12 protein-coding genes are annotated in these 12,721 nt (G+C 63.6%); 8 read left to right on the top strand and 4 right to left on the bottom strand.

Annotation, left to right across the window (positions count from 1 at the left end; genetic code table 11):
* The first annotated feature begins 67 nt into the window (after positions 1 to 67).
* A complete protein-coding gene (locus NCR37_RS13335) occupies positions 68 to 544 on the top strand; it encodes an SET domain-containing protein (RefSeq protein ID WP_250473376.1) in 477 nt (158 codons plus the stop codon).
* A gap of 14 nt (positions 545 to 558) precedes the next feature.
* Here the strand turns inward: NCR37_RS13335 and NCR37_RS13330 are convergent, their stop codons facing one another.
* Both NCR37_RS13330 and NCR37_RS13325 read right to left on the bottom strand, forming a co-directional pair.
* Positions 559 to 2,025 carry a sensor histidine kinase gene (locus tag NCR37_RS13330; protein WP_250473427.1) on the bottom strand — a complete coding sequence of 489 codons (1,467 nt, stop codon included), beginning with the start codon at positions 2,023 to 2,025 and terminating at the stop codon, positions 559 to 561.
* A gap of 89 nt (positions 2,026 to 2,114) precedes the next feature.
* Positions 2,115 to 2,801, bottom strand: a complete 687-nt coding sequence (locus NCR37_RS13325) for a response regulator transcription factor (RefSeq protein ID WP_035962098.1) — start codon at positions 2,799 to 2,801, stop codon at positions 2,115 to 2,117.
* 613 nt (positions 2,802 to 3,414) lie between these two features.
* On the opposite strand from NCR37_RS13325, the gene NCR37_RS13320 reads away from it, so the two are divergent.
* The gene (locus NCR37_RS13320; protein ID WP_175938702.1) at positions 3,415 to 3,900 is read left to right on the top strand and encodes an Lrp/AsnC family transcriptional regulator; all 486 of its coding nucleotides are present in this window, start codon (positions 3,415 to 3,417) and stop codon (positions 3,898 to 3,900) included.
* On the opposite strand, the gene NCR37_RS13315 is transcribed toward NCR37_RS13320, so the two are convergent.
* A complete protein-coding gene (locus NCR37_RS13315) occupies positions 3,876 to 4,412 on the bottom strand; it encodes a class IV adenylate cyclase (protein WP_250473375.1) in 537 nt (178 codons plus the stop codon). The genes NCR37_RS13320 and NCR37_RS13315 overlap by 25 nt on opposite strands.
* Positions 4,413 to 4,483: 71 nt before the next feature.
* Positions 4,484 to 5,386, bottom strand: a complete 903-nt coding sequence (locus NCR37_RS13310) for a LysR family transcriptional regulator (RefSeq protein ID WP_248320759.1) — start codon at positions 5,384 to 5,386, stop codon at positions 4,484 to 4,486.
* 156 nt (positions 5,387 to 5,542) lie between these two features.
* Here NCR37_RS13310 and NCR37_RS13305 point away from each other — a divergent pair, with 156 nt between their 5' ends.
* From NCR37_RS13305 to NCR37_RS13280, 6 genes are all read left to right on the top strand, one after another.
* The gene (locus tag NCR37_RS13305; protein WP_250473374.1) at positions 5,543 to 7,219 is read left to right on the top strand and encodes a GMC family oxidoreductase; all 1,677 of its coding nucleotides are present in this window, start codon (positions 5,543 to 5,545) and stop codon (positions 7,217 to 7,219) included.
* A gap of 311 nt (positions 7,220 to 7,530) precedes the next feature.
* Entirely contained in the window at positions 7,531 to 8,310 is a 780-nt protein-coding gene (locus tag NCR37_RS13300; RefSeq protein WP_250473373.1) for an ABC transporter ATP-binding protein, read from the top strand.
* Positions 8,307 to 9,068 carry an ABC transporter ATP-binding protein gene (locus tag NCR37_RS13295; RefSeq protein WP_250473372.1) on the top strand — a complete coding sequence of 254 codons (762 nt, stop codon included), beginning with the start codon at positions 8,307 to 8,309 and terminating at the stop codon, positions 9,066 to 9,068. The genes NCR37_RS13300 and NCR37_RS13295 overlap by 4 nt, the downstream gene beginning before the upstream one ends.
* A 92-nt stretch (positions 9,069 to 9,160) precedes the next feature.
* Entirely contained in the window at positions 9,161 to 10,381 is a 1,221-nt protein-coding gene (locus tag NCR37_RS13290; protein ID WP_206467262.1) for an ABC transporter substrate-binding protein, read from the top strand.
* 79 nt (positions 10,382 to 10,460) lie between these two features.
* Positions 10,461 to 11,345, top strand: a complete 885-nt coding sequence (locus NCR37_RS13285; protein WP_250473371.1) for a branched-chain amino acid ABC transporter permease — start codon at positions 10,461 to 10,463, stop codon at positions 11,343 to 11,345.
* Positions 11,345 to 12,316, top strand: coding sequence for a branched-chain amino acid ABC transporter permease (locus NCR37_RS13280; protein ID WP_250473426.1), 972 nt, complete (start codon positions 11,345 to 11,347; stop codon positions 12,314 to 12,316). The genes NCR37_RS13285 and NCR37_RS13280 overlap by 1 nt, the downstream gene beginning before the upstream one ends.
* Positions 12,317 to 12,721 lie beyond the last annotated feature (405 nt).

Genomic DNA, 12,721 nt, shown 5'->3' with positions numbered 1-12,721 from the left:
CGGGCCGAAGGGTCCATGAAGTGCAGATCAGGCGCCCCACATAGATTCGTTATTGAAGGACCATTCGATGAGTTCACGGAGGATCACCGTTCGCCGCTCGGGCGTGCATGGCAAGGGCGTGTTCGCCGCGAAGCCCATCGCGGCCGGCGACGAGGTGATGGAGTACAAGGGAGAGCGCATCTCGTGGAAAGAGGCGCTGCGCCGGCATCCGCATAACCCCGACGAGCCGAATCACACGTTCTACTTCGCGCTGGAAGACGGGCGCGTGATCGACGGCAAGATCGACGGCAACAGCGCGAAATACATCAACCATTCCTGCGCGCCGAATTGCGAGGCCGAGGAAATCGAAGGCCGCGTGTTCATTCGCGCGCTGCGCGACATCGAGCCGGACGAAGAGCTCAATTACGACTACGGGCTCGTGATCGAAGGGCGCATCACCAAGAAGCTCAAGAAGGAATACGAGTGCCGCTGCGGCGCGAAGAAGTGTCGTGGAACGATGCTCGCGCTCAAGCCAGAAAAGAAGGCGAAGAAAGAGAAGAAGTAAGCGGACCGCGCCGCCTAGTGCCGCGCGGAATCGGTCGCCGAAGCATGCGCTTTGACCGGCAGACGCACGATGAACCGGGCCCCGCCTTCCGGCGCATCCTCGTAATGGACGCTGCCGCCGTGCAGCACGACGATGTCGTGCACGATGGCAAGCCCGAGGCCCGCGCCGCCTTCCACGGTTTGTCCGTCGCCACGGAAGAATCGCTTGAAGAGATCCGGCTGCTGGTCGCCCGGCACGCCCGGACCGTTGTCCTCGATCACCACTTCGCCGAAGCGCGCGCCCGTTGCGTCGCGCCATTCGCCGACCGTCAGCGTGATGCGCGCGCCGTCATAGCGTGAAGGCGGCACGTACTTGAGCGCGTTGTCGATCAAATTGGCGATCACTTCCCGCGCCAGCACGACATTGCCGCGCACGACGATCGGATGTTCGTTCTCGGGATCGTCCGTGCGTTGAAAGCCGAGATCGACGCCGGCCGAAAGCGCCCGCGGCACCCATTCGGCGCCGGTTTCGAACGCGAGCGCGGCGAGATCGAAATCCGCGAAGCGCGCCGCCTGCTCGCCCGGTTCGGCGCGCGCCAGCGACAACAACTGATTCGACAGCCGCACGGCACGGTCCGCCGACGCGCGCAATTCCTTCACCGCTTCGAGAGCCTTCGCGGGGTCGCGTGAACTGAGCGCCTGCTCCGCGTGCAGCTTCACGGCGGTCAGCGGCGTGCGCAACTGATGCGCGGCATCCGCGATGAACTTGCGCTGCGCATCCAGCGCCGCCTGCAGACGCACGAGCAGCGCGTTCATCGCGCTCGTGAGCGGGCGGACTTCGCTCGGCACGTGCGATTCGTCGACCGGTTCAAGTGAGATGTGCGTCTGGCGATTGAGCGCGTCGGCCAGATCGGTGAGCGGGTTCAACTGCTGGTTCACGACGCGCCAGACGATCACCCAGCCGGCGAGCAGCAACAGCAAGAGCGGCATCATGATCGCGACGAGAAACTCCACCGCGATGCGATACCGCGACCCCACGCGCTGCGCCACTTCGACGACGATCGGATTGCCGCGCGGCTGCGGCACGCGAACCTGCGCGGCGCGCACGCTGGTGCCCTGATAGTGCGTCTCGAAGACGTAGGCGTAGTGAATGCGCCGCACGGATGTGCCCGTGAGCGGCAAGTCGGAATCGCCGGCGATCTCCTCATCGCCCGTGCTGATGCGATAGACGAGCTGCTCGATGGGATCGGAGAACATCGCCTGCGCGAGCGGCGGCACGGTGACGGGTGCATCGACGCCGGCAAGCTGGATCTGCTTGGAGATAGCCGTGGCAAGATCCGCGAGCGAGCGGTCCACCACATGCTGCGTGTACTGCCAGGCGAGCCAGTACGCCATGAGCCCGCTCATCAGCGCGAGCAGGGACAGCGGCGCGGCGAGGCGGCGCAGCAGCGTGCGCCGCAGGCTCGGAGGCACGGCAGGGTGAGCGGGCTTCGATCGCGCCAGATCGAGCCAGTCTTCGCGGGCGAAGCGCTCATCGCCCGCGCGCCGGGTGGGAAGTCGCAAAGCGTTCTAGGGCAGAAGCGGCCGGTTCCTCACGCCGCCTGCCGGATCTCCTGAAGCAGATAACCGAAACCGCGCACCGTGACGATTTCCACGCGCGTGTTCTCCAGCTTCTTGCGCACGCGATGCACGTAGACTTCGATCGCCGTGTCGCCGAGATCGCCGCCGAAGTGCGTCAGGTGATCCTGCAACTGCGCCTTGCTGACCACGCGGCCATGACGCAGCAGCAGCATTTCGAGCACCGCGAATTCGCGCGGCGAGAGTTCGAGCGGGCGCTCGTCGTTGAAGATGCGGCGATCCACGCCCGAGAGCCGCAAGCCGCCGAGCGTCACTTCGGGGCGCGGCACGTCGCCGTGCGGACCGCTGCGGCGCATCACGGCGCGAATGCGGGCTTCGAGTTCCTGCGGCTCGAAGGGCTTGAGCATGTAGTCATCGGCGCCGCTGTTCAGGCCCTGCACGCGGTCGTGCAGTTCGTCGCGCGCGGTGAGGATAATAACCGGCGTGTGCCGGTTGCCCTGGCGAAAGCGCGAGAGCAGCGTCATGCCGTCGATGCCGGGCAGGCCCAGATCGAGAATGACGAGCTCGTGGCGGTTTTGCGCGAGCGCCTGCTCGGCGAAGATGCCGTCGTGAACCATGTCGACGGTGAAGCCGGATTGCTCCAGGCTGCTTTGAATGCCGCGCGCAATAGGGCGGTCGTCTTCAATCAGAAGGATTCGCATGAAGTCGCTCAGTACAATTGGGTTGCGCTCGAGCCGGGCGCCCAGGCCGGTGATTGACGACGCGGCGGCGCAGGTTCGAGCCGGATCAAAACCGTTACCTCTTATGCGGCGCCGCCGACGCCTCGTTCGCGCGAGCGGCTATACACCGAATGCCTGTCCCTGGACGTGGCTGTCTGCCACTCGGCGCACCGTCGAGCCGAATCTTCGTGGATGCGGCCGCTTGCCGTCTCTCAGCGGCACTGCGCTGTCCGTGGTGCGCTGCTGATTGTACAGCTTCAATCTGGCGAGCCTCGTCGACGGCCGCACGCCCGTCGGCGGCGGAGTTAAACAAGTTTACGCCGACTTGAACATTCGCCTACATGGATGAAAGATAGGCTCCGCAGCGGCTTACGGTTCTGCTTTTTTTGGCTTGCACAGCGCGTGACGCCGGGCGCGGACGGCGTGGGTCGCCTTTCGGCTATGTCATGGTTGGTAATACGGACGTTACCTTGTTGGCTACCGTAAGCCGATATTCAGGTCGTGCGCGAACGGCGCGCTTCCCGCGTGGTTATGGCGGTTTTCCGCGGCCGATGCGCTAAAGTCGCATCTTCCCCCGTCTTCGCGCGCGCCCGCCATGCTGGAACTGGACCACTTCGACCTCGCCCTGCTGGATGTCCTGCAACGCTTCGGGCGCGCCACGCATCAGCAGCTCGGCGAGCAGGTGCCGCTCTCGCCGTCGCAGATCGGACGGCGCTTGCAGCGGCTCGAAGCCATCGGCGTGATCGAAGGCTACCGCGTGATGTTACGGCCCGAGAAGCTCGGTCTCGGCGTGACCGCGTTCACCAGCCTGAAGCTGAAGCATCACAGCGATTCGGTGATCGAGCAGTTTCAGCAGGAAATCGACACGCTGCCCGAAGTGCTCGAATGCCACGCGACCGTCGGCGATGCGGATTATCTGTTGCGCATCGTCGCGCCGGATCTGAACGCGCTTTCCGGCTTCGTCATGAAGAAGCTGATGCGCGTGCCGGGCGTCGACAGCGTGCGCTCGAACATCGTGCTCACGACGTTCAAGCGCAACGGCCCGTTGCCGCTCGCTCACCTCGCGGCGGACGCGTCCTGACCGGCGTTCAGCAGATCCACATACGCGACCGGCACGAGATCCGCCGCGCCCACGCCGAGGCGCTCGAACATGGCGTGCGCTTCCGCTTCGCCGCCGGCTTCGTCGTCTTCCTGGCCGAGCAGCACTTCCAGTTCGATGAAATCGCCGAGACCGTCCACACGATCCAGATGAATGCGCGTGCGCCCGACCAGAAACACATGCCGCTCCTTCGAAACGATGCCGCGCGTGGTGAGCGCCTGCGCGAGCAGCGCGTGCATGGCTTCGGGGTTCGTCACCGGGCTGCGCGAGTAGTACGAGACTTTCGGGCCGTCGCGGTCGTCGCGCTGATAGAAGATCAGTTCGGACGGCGTGCCGTCGTCGAACTGGCGCAGCTTCAGGCGGCCGGTCGGCACGTCGTAGAAAAAGTCCTGTTGCCGGAACACGAGCGGCGCATCCGTGGCGAGCGCGGCTGCGCGTTCTCGCAGTTCGTCGAATTGATGCGCGCGTGCCTTGATTTCGATATTGCGTGCCATGAGCGAGGTCTCCGGTTGTTCTTGAGTGAGGGCGCAGCAGCGAGACTAGCAAAGAAACCGTGACGCCTGGGTTACACGGACCACTGCGCATCGATCAGGCGCAGCGCCGCCGCGATGGCCGGTTCCTCACGACGCTCGGCGAGCGCGACGAACGAAAGCTGCGTCGGCACGGTGACGCCTTCGACGATCGTGAGCGCGTGCGCGTGCGCCTCCGCAAGCGCGATAGAGTCTCGCGCGAGCGACAATCCCACGCCCGATTTCACGAGATCGAGCATCGACGGCTCCTGATCCACTTCCGCGACGATCACCGGCGTCGCGCCCGCCTCGCGGAACACGCGCGACAGCAGCCGGTTATGCGCGGATTCCGGCGGCGTCCAGATCCACGGCAGCTTGGCGAGCGTCGCCCACGCGCGCTTGCCCTTGTTCACGCGGTTGTGCCAGCCGGCCGGCGCGAGCACGCGATACGAGAAAGGCGTCAATCGCACGACATGGAAACGCTCGCCGTCGCGCGAACCGTCTTTTGCGGGATCGCCGATGTAGTAGCCGACGTCCAGCTCGCGCGAGCGTACGCGTTCCAGCACCCAGCCCGACATGCCGTGACGCAGCGCCGTTTCAATGCGCGGATGCGCTTCGACCAGTTGCCGCAGGAAGCCGCCGAGCCGCAAGAACTCGGGATCGAGAATAGTCCCGATGCGCAGCGTTCCGCTGACGTCATGCCGCAGCGCAGCGGCCGCGCGCTGCACATCGGCGGCGGCCGCGAGCGCGCGTTCGGCGTGCGGCAGCAGGGCTTCGCCATCGCGCGTCAGCAGAAGACCATGCGACGTCCGCGCGAACAGCACTACGCCCAGCGTCTCCTGCAGGTTCTTGATCTGCAGGCTCACCGCCGGCTGCGTCAGATGCAGTTGCGCCGCGGCGCGCGTGAGGTTGCCTTCACGCGCCACGGTCAGAAACGCGCGGAGCAGGGTGTAGTCCATCGGCTGATATTAGCGCGTCTTATATCGCTCTTGAACATATCTCATTGGATCGGCGGACGGCGACCGCAGTACGCTTGACGGCACCGATGTGTCCGACACATCGGAAAGGGCGCAGACAAGGACACACAGACGCCCACGCCGAACAGGAGACAAGTCATGAAACAGAACGCCCGCAAGCTCGAAGGCGAATTCGACTACATCATCGTCGGCGCGGGCACGGCCGGATGCGTGCTTGCCAATCGCCTCACGGAAGACCCCGACGTTACCGTGCTGCTGCTCGAAGCGGGCGGCAAGGACGACTACCACTGGATCCACATTCCGGTGGGCTATCTGTATTGCATCGGCAATCCGCGCACGGACTGGCTGTACAAGACGCAAGCCGAACCCGGCCTCAACGGACGGGCGCTGTCGTATCCACGCGGGCGCGTGCTCGGTGGATGCTCGTCGATCAACGGCATGATCTACATGCGCGGCCAGCGCGAAGACTACGACGAGTGGGCGCACATCACGGGCGATTCCAACTGGTCGTGGGACTCCGTGCTGCCCGTCTTCATGCGCAGCGAGGATCATCACGGCGGGGCGAATCAATGGCACGGCGCGGGCGGCGAATGGCGCGTGGAGAAGCAGCGGCTCAAGTGGAAGATCCTGGAGACGTTCGCGCAAGCCGCGCAGCAGAGCGGCATTCCCGCCACAGACGACTTCAATCGCGGCGACAACACAGGCGTCGGTTATTTCGATGTCAACCAGCGCGGCGGCATTCGCTGGAATGCGGCGAAGGCGTTCCTGCGCGAAGCGATGAAGCGCCCGAATCTCACGACGATCACCGGCGCGCACACGCAACGGCTCGTGTTCGAAGGCACGCGTTGCGTGGGCGTGGAATATCGCGGCGGCGATGTGGACTACATCGCGAAGGCGCGCCGTGAAGTGGTGCTGAGCGCAGGCGCGGTGAATTCGCCGCAGATACTCGAGCTCTCGGGCATCGGCAATGGCGCGCGCTTGCAGCGGCTCGGCATCGACGTAGTGCGCGATCTGCGCGGCGTCGGCGAGAATCTGCAGGACCACTTGCAGTTGCGCATGGCGTACAGGGTCAACGGCGTGCGCACGCTCAACACGCTTTCGGCGCGCTGGTGGGGCAAACTGCTGATCGGCATGCAGTACGCGTTCATGCGCAGCGGTCCCATGTCGATGGCGCCTTCGCAGCTTGGCGTGTTCGCCAAGTCGAATCCGGACGATGCATCGATCAAGCGGCCTGATGTGCAGTATCACGTGCAGCCGTTGTCGCTCGAACGCTTCGGCGAGCCGCTGCATGCGTTCAATGCCTTTACGGCGTCGGTGTGCAATCTGCGGCCGACATCCCGCGGAAGCATCCATATCACGTCGCCGGATACACATACTCCGCCGCTCATCGCGCCCAACTATCTCTCGACCGACCGCGACCGCGAAGTGGCCGCGAACTCGCTGCGTCTTACGCGGCGCATCGCGAGCGCGCCGGCATTGGCGCGCTATGCGCCGGAAGAGATTCTGCCGGGCGTGCAGTATCAAACGGAAGAAGAACTCGCAAAAGCGGCGGGCGATATCGGCACGACCATCTTCCATCCGGTCGGCACCTGCCGCATGGGCATCGACAACGATCCGGGCGCGGTCGTCGACAGCCGCTTGCGCGTGCTCGGCGTGCAGGGTTTGCGCGTAGTGGATGCATCGGTGATGCCGGTCATCACTTCGGGCAACACCAACTCCCCGACGTTGATGATCGCCGAACGCGCGAGCGACATGATTCGCGAAGACCGGCGCGCAGTGCGGTCGCAGGAAGTCATCGCGGCGGCGCTCGCATAGCGGCGGGCCGTCGCGCAGCACGCGTCATGCCTTCGACGCCTGCGCGGACGGCGCTTCGGGGCTTGCATGAGTCAGTGCTAATCCCTTAGTGCAAATCCCAATGATTGCGCTGCATCATTGGCGCGACAATGGCCCCGGATCACGTGATGCTCGGCTTACCTCGTGCACGCTTTTGTGCGGCACGCAAGAGGCGTACGAAGCGGTAAGAAGCGAAGCGGCATCGTGACGGAGACACCGTCCGGTGCGCGCGACAGAAAAATAAAGCGCAGGCGAACACATCGTTCAGCGCCTCACTTCGCATGGAAGGGGACATGATTCTCGGCGACACCATTCTGGAAACGCGAGGACTCACGAAAGAATTCAGAGGCTTCACGGCCGTGAATGACGTGAACCTGCGCGTGCGCCGCGGTTCGATCCATGCGCTGATCGGACCGAACGGCGCGGGCAAGACCACTTGCTTCAATCTGCTCACCAAATTTCTCGAACCGACTGCGGGCCAGATCGTCTTCAACGGCACCGACATCACGCGCGAGCGCCCCGCGCATATCGCGCGGCGCGGCATCATCCGCTCGTTTCAGATTTCCGCCGTCTTTCCGCATCTGACCGTGCTGCAGAACGTGCGTATCGGCTTGCAGCGGCAGCTCGGCACGTCGTTTCAGTTCTGGCGCAGCGAACGTTCGCTCGATGCCTTGAACGATCGCGCGATGGACCTGCTCACGCAAGTCGGCCTCACCGATTTCGCGGATGTGAAAACCGTCGAGCTTTCGTACGGCCGCAAGCGCGCGCTCGAAATCGCCACGACGCTTTCGATGGAGCCCGAACTCATGCTGCTCGACGAACCGACGCAAGGCATGGGACACGAGGACGTGGATCGCGTGACCGCGCTCATCAAGAAGGTATCGGCGGGACGTACCATTCTCATGGTCGAGCACAACATGAACGTGATTGCCGGTATCTCCGACACCATTACCGTGCTTCAACGCGGCGAAGTGCTCGCGGAAGGCAGCTACGCGGAAGTATCGAAGAATCCGCTCGTGATGGAAGCCTACATGGGCAGCGCCGACGCGGCGCTCACCGGAGCGCACGCATGAGCACGATCACGGAAGAACGCCGCTCGCGCGAGGCGAACGGCGCGGCGGGGAATGCGCCCGCGCTCGAAATTGAAGGCTTGCAGGCGTGGTACGGGGAATCGCACATTCTGCATGGCGTGGACCTGAAGGTGAATCGCGGCGAAGTCGTGACGCTGCTCGGCCGCAACGGCGCGGGACGAACGACGACGCTTCGCGCCATCATGGGTCTCACCGGGCGGCGCACGGGCTCGATTCGCGTGGGCGGACGCGAGACCATCGGGCTGCCCACGCACAAGATCGCGCATCACGGGGTCGGCTATTGTCCGGAAGAGCGCGGCATTTTCTCGAGCTTGTCGTGCGAGGAGAATCTGCTTCTGCCGCCGCTCATTGGCGATCCGAAACAGGCCATGTCGCTCGACGAGCTGTATTCCATGTTCCCGAACTTGAACGAGCGGCGCGCGAGTCAGGGCACGCGTCTTTCAGGCGGCGAACAACAGATGCTCGCCGTCGCGCGAATCCTGCGCACGGGCGCGAACCTTCTGCTTCTCGATGAAATCTCCGAAGGCCTCGCGCCGGTCATCGTGCAGACACTCGCGCGCATGATCCTGATGCTGAAATCGCGCGGCTACACGGTCGTGATGGTCGAGCAGAACTTCCGGTTCGCGGCACCGCTCGCGGACCGCTTCTATGTGATGGAACACGGGAACATCGTCGAGCATTTCGGCGCGGGGGAACTCGAAGCGAAGATGCCGGTGCTGCACGAACTGCTCGGTGTGTGACACGCATCGCGCATCGGCCGGCCATCACGGCGACACGACAACACCAGTAACACCAGCAGCGCAGCAACAATCAAAAACTCATGGAGACTGGAATGAAAAAGAAGACCCTCGCGCGCCTCTCTACTCTTTGCTTTGCGGCTGCGGCGGCGAGTGTGACGCTCATGAGCAGCGGCGCGCAGGCTGCCGACGGCAACAGCGTCAAGATCGGTTTCGTCACCGACTTGTCGGGCCTCTACGCCGACATCGACGGACAAGGCGGGCTGGAGGCCATCCGCATGGCGATCGCGGACTTCGGCGGCAAGGTGAACGGCAAGCCCATCGAACTCGTGTATGCGGACCATCAGAACAAGGCGGATATCGCGGCATCGCGCGCGCGTGAGTGGATCGACCGCGACGGCGTGAACGCGATCATCGGCGGCACGAACTCGGCCACCGCCCTCTCCACCGCGCAAGTCGCGGCGGAGAAGAAGACGCCGTACATCAACATCGGCGCGGGCGCGGACAACCTCACGAACGAACAGTGCTCGCCGTACACCGTGCACTACGCATACGACACGATGGCGCTCGCCAAAGGCACCGGTTCCGCGGTGACGAAGCAGGGCGGCAAGACGTGGTACTTCCTGACCGCCGACTACGCGTTCGGCAAGGCGCTGGAGAAGAACACGTCGGATGTCGTGAAGGCAAACGGCGGACAGGTGCTCGGGGCGGTGCGTCATCCGCTGTCGGCGTCGGACTTCTCATCGTTCCTGTTGCAGGCGCAGGGATCGAAGGCGCAGGTCCTCGGGCTCGCGAACGCGGGCGGCGACACGATCAATTCGATCAAGGCCGCGAAGGAATTCGGCATCACCAAGTCGATGAAGATCGCCGCGCTGCTGATCTTCCTCTCCGATATTCACAGCCTCGGACTCGAGACGACGCAAGGACTCGTGGCGACGGATAGCTGGTACTGGAACAAGGACGACAAGACGCGCGAGTGGGCCAAGCGCTACTTCGCGAAGATGAAGAAGATGCCGACGAGCCTGCAAGCCGCCGACTATTCCGCCGTCACCACGTACCTGAAGGCCGTGCAGGCCGCCGGCACGACGGACAGCGACAAGGTCATGGCGCAGATGAAGAAGGCGAAGATCGACGACTTCTACGCGAAGGGCTACGTTCGCGAGGACGGCGCGATGATTCACGACATGTACCTGATGGAAGTGAAGAAGCCGTCGGAATCGAAGGAACCGTGGGACTACTACAAGATCACGGCCACGATTCCGGGCGATCAGGCTTTCGGCACCAAGGCCGAGTCGCGCTGCGCGGCCTGGAAGTAACTTTCTCGGCGACTGACGCCGCAAGCGGTCCGGCGCGACTGCTTGCGGCCATGCTTCGATCCAACCCTCGGCAGGTTCAATGGAAATATTCGGCATCCCGCTCGCCGCGATGATGAGCCAGTTGCTGCTCGGACTGGTGAACGGTTCGTTCTACGCGATCCTGAGTCTCGGGCTCGCGGTGATCTTCGGCTTGCTCAACGTCATCAACTTCGCGCACGGCGCGCTCTTCATGCTGGGCGCCATGCTCGCGTGGATGGGCTATTCGTACTTCAACGTCCCGTACTGGGCGATGCTGCTGCTCGCGCCGATCATCGTCGGCTTGCTGGGCGTGGTCATCGAGCGATCCATGCTGCGCTGGCTGTACAAGCTCGATCATCTCTACGGGCTCCTTCTCACTTTCGGCTTGACGCTCGTGATCGAAGGCGTGTTCCGTTCCATCTATGGTTCGTCGGGCCAGCCGTACGACGTGCCGTCGCTCTTGTCCGGCGCGACCAATCTCGGCTTCATGTTTCTGCCGAACTATCGCGCGTGGGTCGTGGTGGCGTCGCTCATCGTGTGTTTTGCGACGTGGTTCGTGATCGAGAAGACGCGCCTCGGCGCGTATCTGCGCGCAGGCACGGAGAACCCGAAGCTCGTTGAAGCGTTCGGCGTCAATGTGCCGCTCATGATCACGCTCACCTACGGATTCGGCGTCGCGCTCGCGGCGTTCGCGGGCGTGCTGGCCGCGCCGGTCATTCAGGTGTCGCCGCTCATGGGCCAGTCGATGATCATCACCGTGTTCGCGGTCGTGGTGATCGGCGGCATGGGCTCGATCATGGGCTCGATTCTCACGGGTCTGCTGCTCGGCGTGATCGAAGGCTTCACGCGCGTGTTCTATCCGGAAGCGTCCGCGACGGTCGTCTTCGTCATCATGGCGCTGGTGCTGCTCGTGCGCCCGGCGGGACTCTTCGGCAAGGAAAAATGATGCAGAGAAAAGTGCTCTACGCGCTGTTGCTGGTCGCGTTGATCGCGGTGCCGTTCGCGGGCGTGTATCCGGTCTTCATGATGAAGGTGCTGTGCTTCGCGCTCTTCGCGGCGGCGTTCAACCTGCTGATCGGTTATACGGGTTTGCTGTCGTTCGGGCACGCGATGTTTCTGTCGAGCGCGGGCTACACGGCCGGATATGCGATTCAGACGCTCGGCTTCACGCCCGAGCTCGGCGTCGTGCTCGGCACGGCAGCCGCGACGCTCCTGGGCGTGATCGTCGGACTGCTCGCGATCCGGCGGCAAGGCATCTATTTCGCGATGGTCACGCTCGCGCTCGCGCAGATGGTCTACTTCGTGTTTCTGCAAGCGCCGTTCACGCACGGCGAAGACGGCCTGCAAGGCGTGCCGCGCGGCAAACTGTTCGGCGTGCTCGATCTGGGCAGCGACGTGACGCTCTACTACGTCGTGCTGGCGCTGATGCTGCTCGCGTTCGCGCTGATCGTGCGCATCGTGCATTCGCCGTTCGGGCAGGTGCTGATCGCGATCAAGGAAAACGAGCCGCGCGCGGTCTCGCTCGGTTACGACACCGCGCGCTACAAGCTGCTCGCGTTCGTGTTGTCGGCGGGGCTGGCGGGCCTCGCGGGCGCGACGAAGACGCTGGTGCTCGGTTTCGAAACGCTCGGCGACGCATACTGGACGATGTCCGGCCTCGTCGTGCTGATGACGCTCGTCGGCGGCATGAGCACGATGTTCGGCCCGCTGCTCGGCGCCGCGATCATCGTGGCGCTGGAAGACCGGCTCGGCGATATCGGCGCGGGCATCGCGAAGGTGACGGGCGTGGCGTGGTTCAACTCGCTCGGCGAATCGGTGACCATCGTGACGGGCATCATCTTCATTGCGTGCGTGCTGGCGTTCAGGCGCGGCATCGTGGGCGAAATCGTCGCGCGGGTGAGGCCGTTGCAGGGATAGGATTTAATTGGAAATCCGAAACAAGTGTCATCGGCAAGCCGGTAGTTAACGGCGCAAAAAGCGCCCTTTTAAGGTGCTTGCATGCACCACTAGGGTAAATGCTAGGTTGTGGCGAAATGATGCGGATATTAATATCCGTCCTAGTTCTGAAGCACCCAGATTTTTGAGGTGGAGAACGAGGAGACATGAGGCACGAAGTGCCCGAGACGAAAGGCGCTGTTGGATGAGTCCAACGGCGCCTTTTTATTTTTCCGGCCGATAATACGAATCGCCTGACGGATTCATCCAAGCCGCGCATCGAGCGCGATTCACCGGTCAGAGCATATCCACTAAAACGTCTGCCAGATGTGGCCGAAACGCTTGATGCGCGGCGCTCTCATGGCTACACTGCATTTCCCGACTCTT

Origin of the sequence: Caballeronia sp. GAFFF1 (assembly GCF_023630705.1) — a bacterium.
Classification (GTDB): domain Bacteria; phylum Pseudomonadota; class Gammaproteobacteria; order Burkholderiales; family Burkholderiaceae; genus Caballeronia.
This window is presented reverse-complemented; position numbering and strand designations above follow the sequence as displayed.

Excerpts from the sequence above, each read along its gene's own strand:
- NCR37_RS13335 (WP_250473376.1), top strand. The coding sequence starts at position 68 with ATGAGTTCACGGAGGATCACCGTTCGCCGCTCGGGCGTGCATGGCAAG.
- NCR37_RS13325 (WP_035962098.1), bottom strand. The coding sequence starts at position 2,801 with ATGCGAATCCTTCTGATTGAAGACGACCGCCCTATTGCGCGCGGCATT.
- NCR37_RS13320 (WP_175938702.1), top strand. The coding sequence starts at position 3,415 with ATGCTGGAACTGGACCACTTCGACCTCGCCCTGCTGGATGTCCTGCAA.
- NCR37_RS13315 (WP_250473375.1), bottom strand. The coding sequence starts at position 4,412 with ATGGCACGCAATATCGAAATCAAGGCACGCGCGCATCAATTCGACGAA.
- NCR37_RS13310 (WP_248320759.1), bottom strand. The coding sequence starts at position 5,386 with ATGGACTACACCCTGCTCCGCGCGTTTCTGACCGTGGCGCGTGAAGGC.
- NCR37_RS13305 (WP_250473374.1), top strand. The coding sequence starts at position 5,543 with ATGAAACAGAACGCCCGCAAGCTCGAAGGCGAATTCGACTACATCATC.
- NCR37_RS13300 (WP_250473373.1), top strand. The coding sequence starts at position 7,531 with ATGATTCTCGGCGACACCATTCTGGAAACGCGAGGACTCACGAAAGAA.
- NCR37_RS13295 (WP_250473372.1), top strand. The coding sequence starts at position 8,307 with ATGAGCACGATCACGGAAGAACGCCGCTCGCGCGAGGCGAACGGCGCG.
- NCR37_RS13290 (WP_206467262.1), top strand. The coding sequence starts at position 9,161 with ATGAAAAAGAAGACCCTCGCGCGCCTCTCTACTCTTTGCTTTGCGGCT.
- NCR37_RS13285 (WP_250473371.1), top strand. The coding sequence starts at position 10,461 with ATGGAAATATTCGGCATCCCGCTCGCCGCGATGATGAGCCAGTTGCTG.
- NCR37_RS13280 (WP_250473426.1), top strand. The coding sequence starts at position 11,345 with ATGCAGAGAAAAGTGCTCTACGCGCTGTTGCTGGTCGCGTTGATCGCG.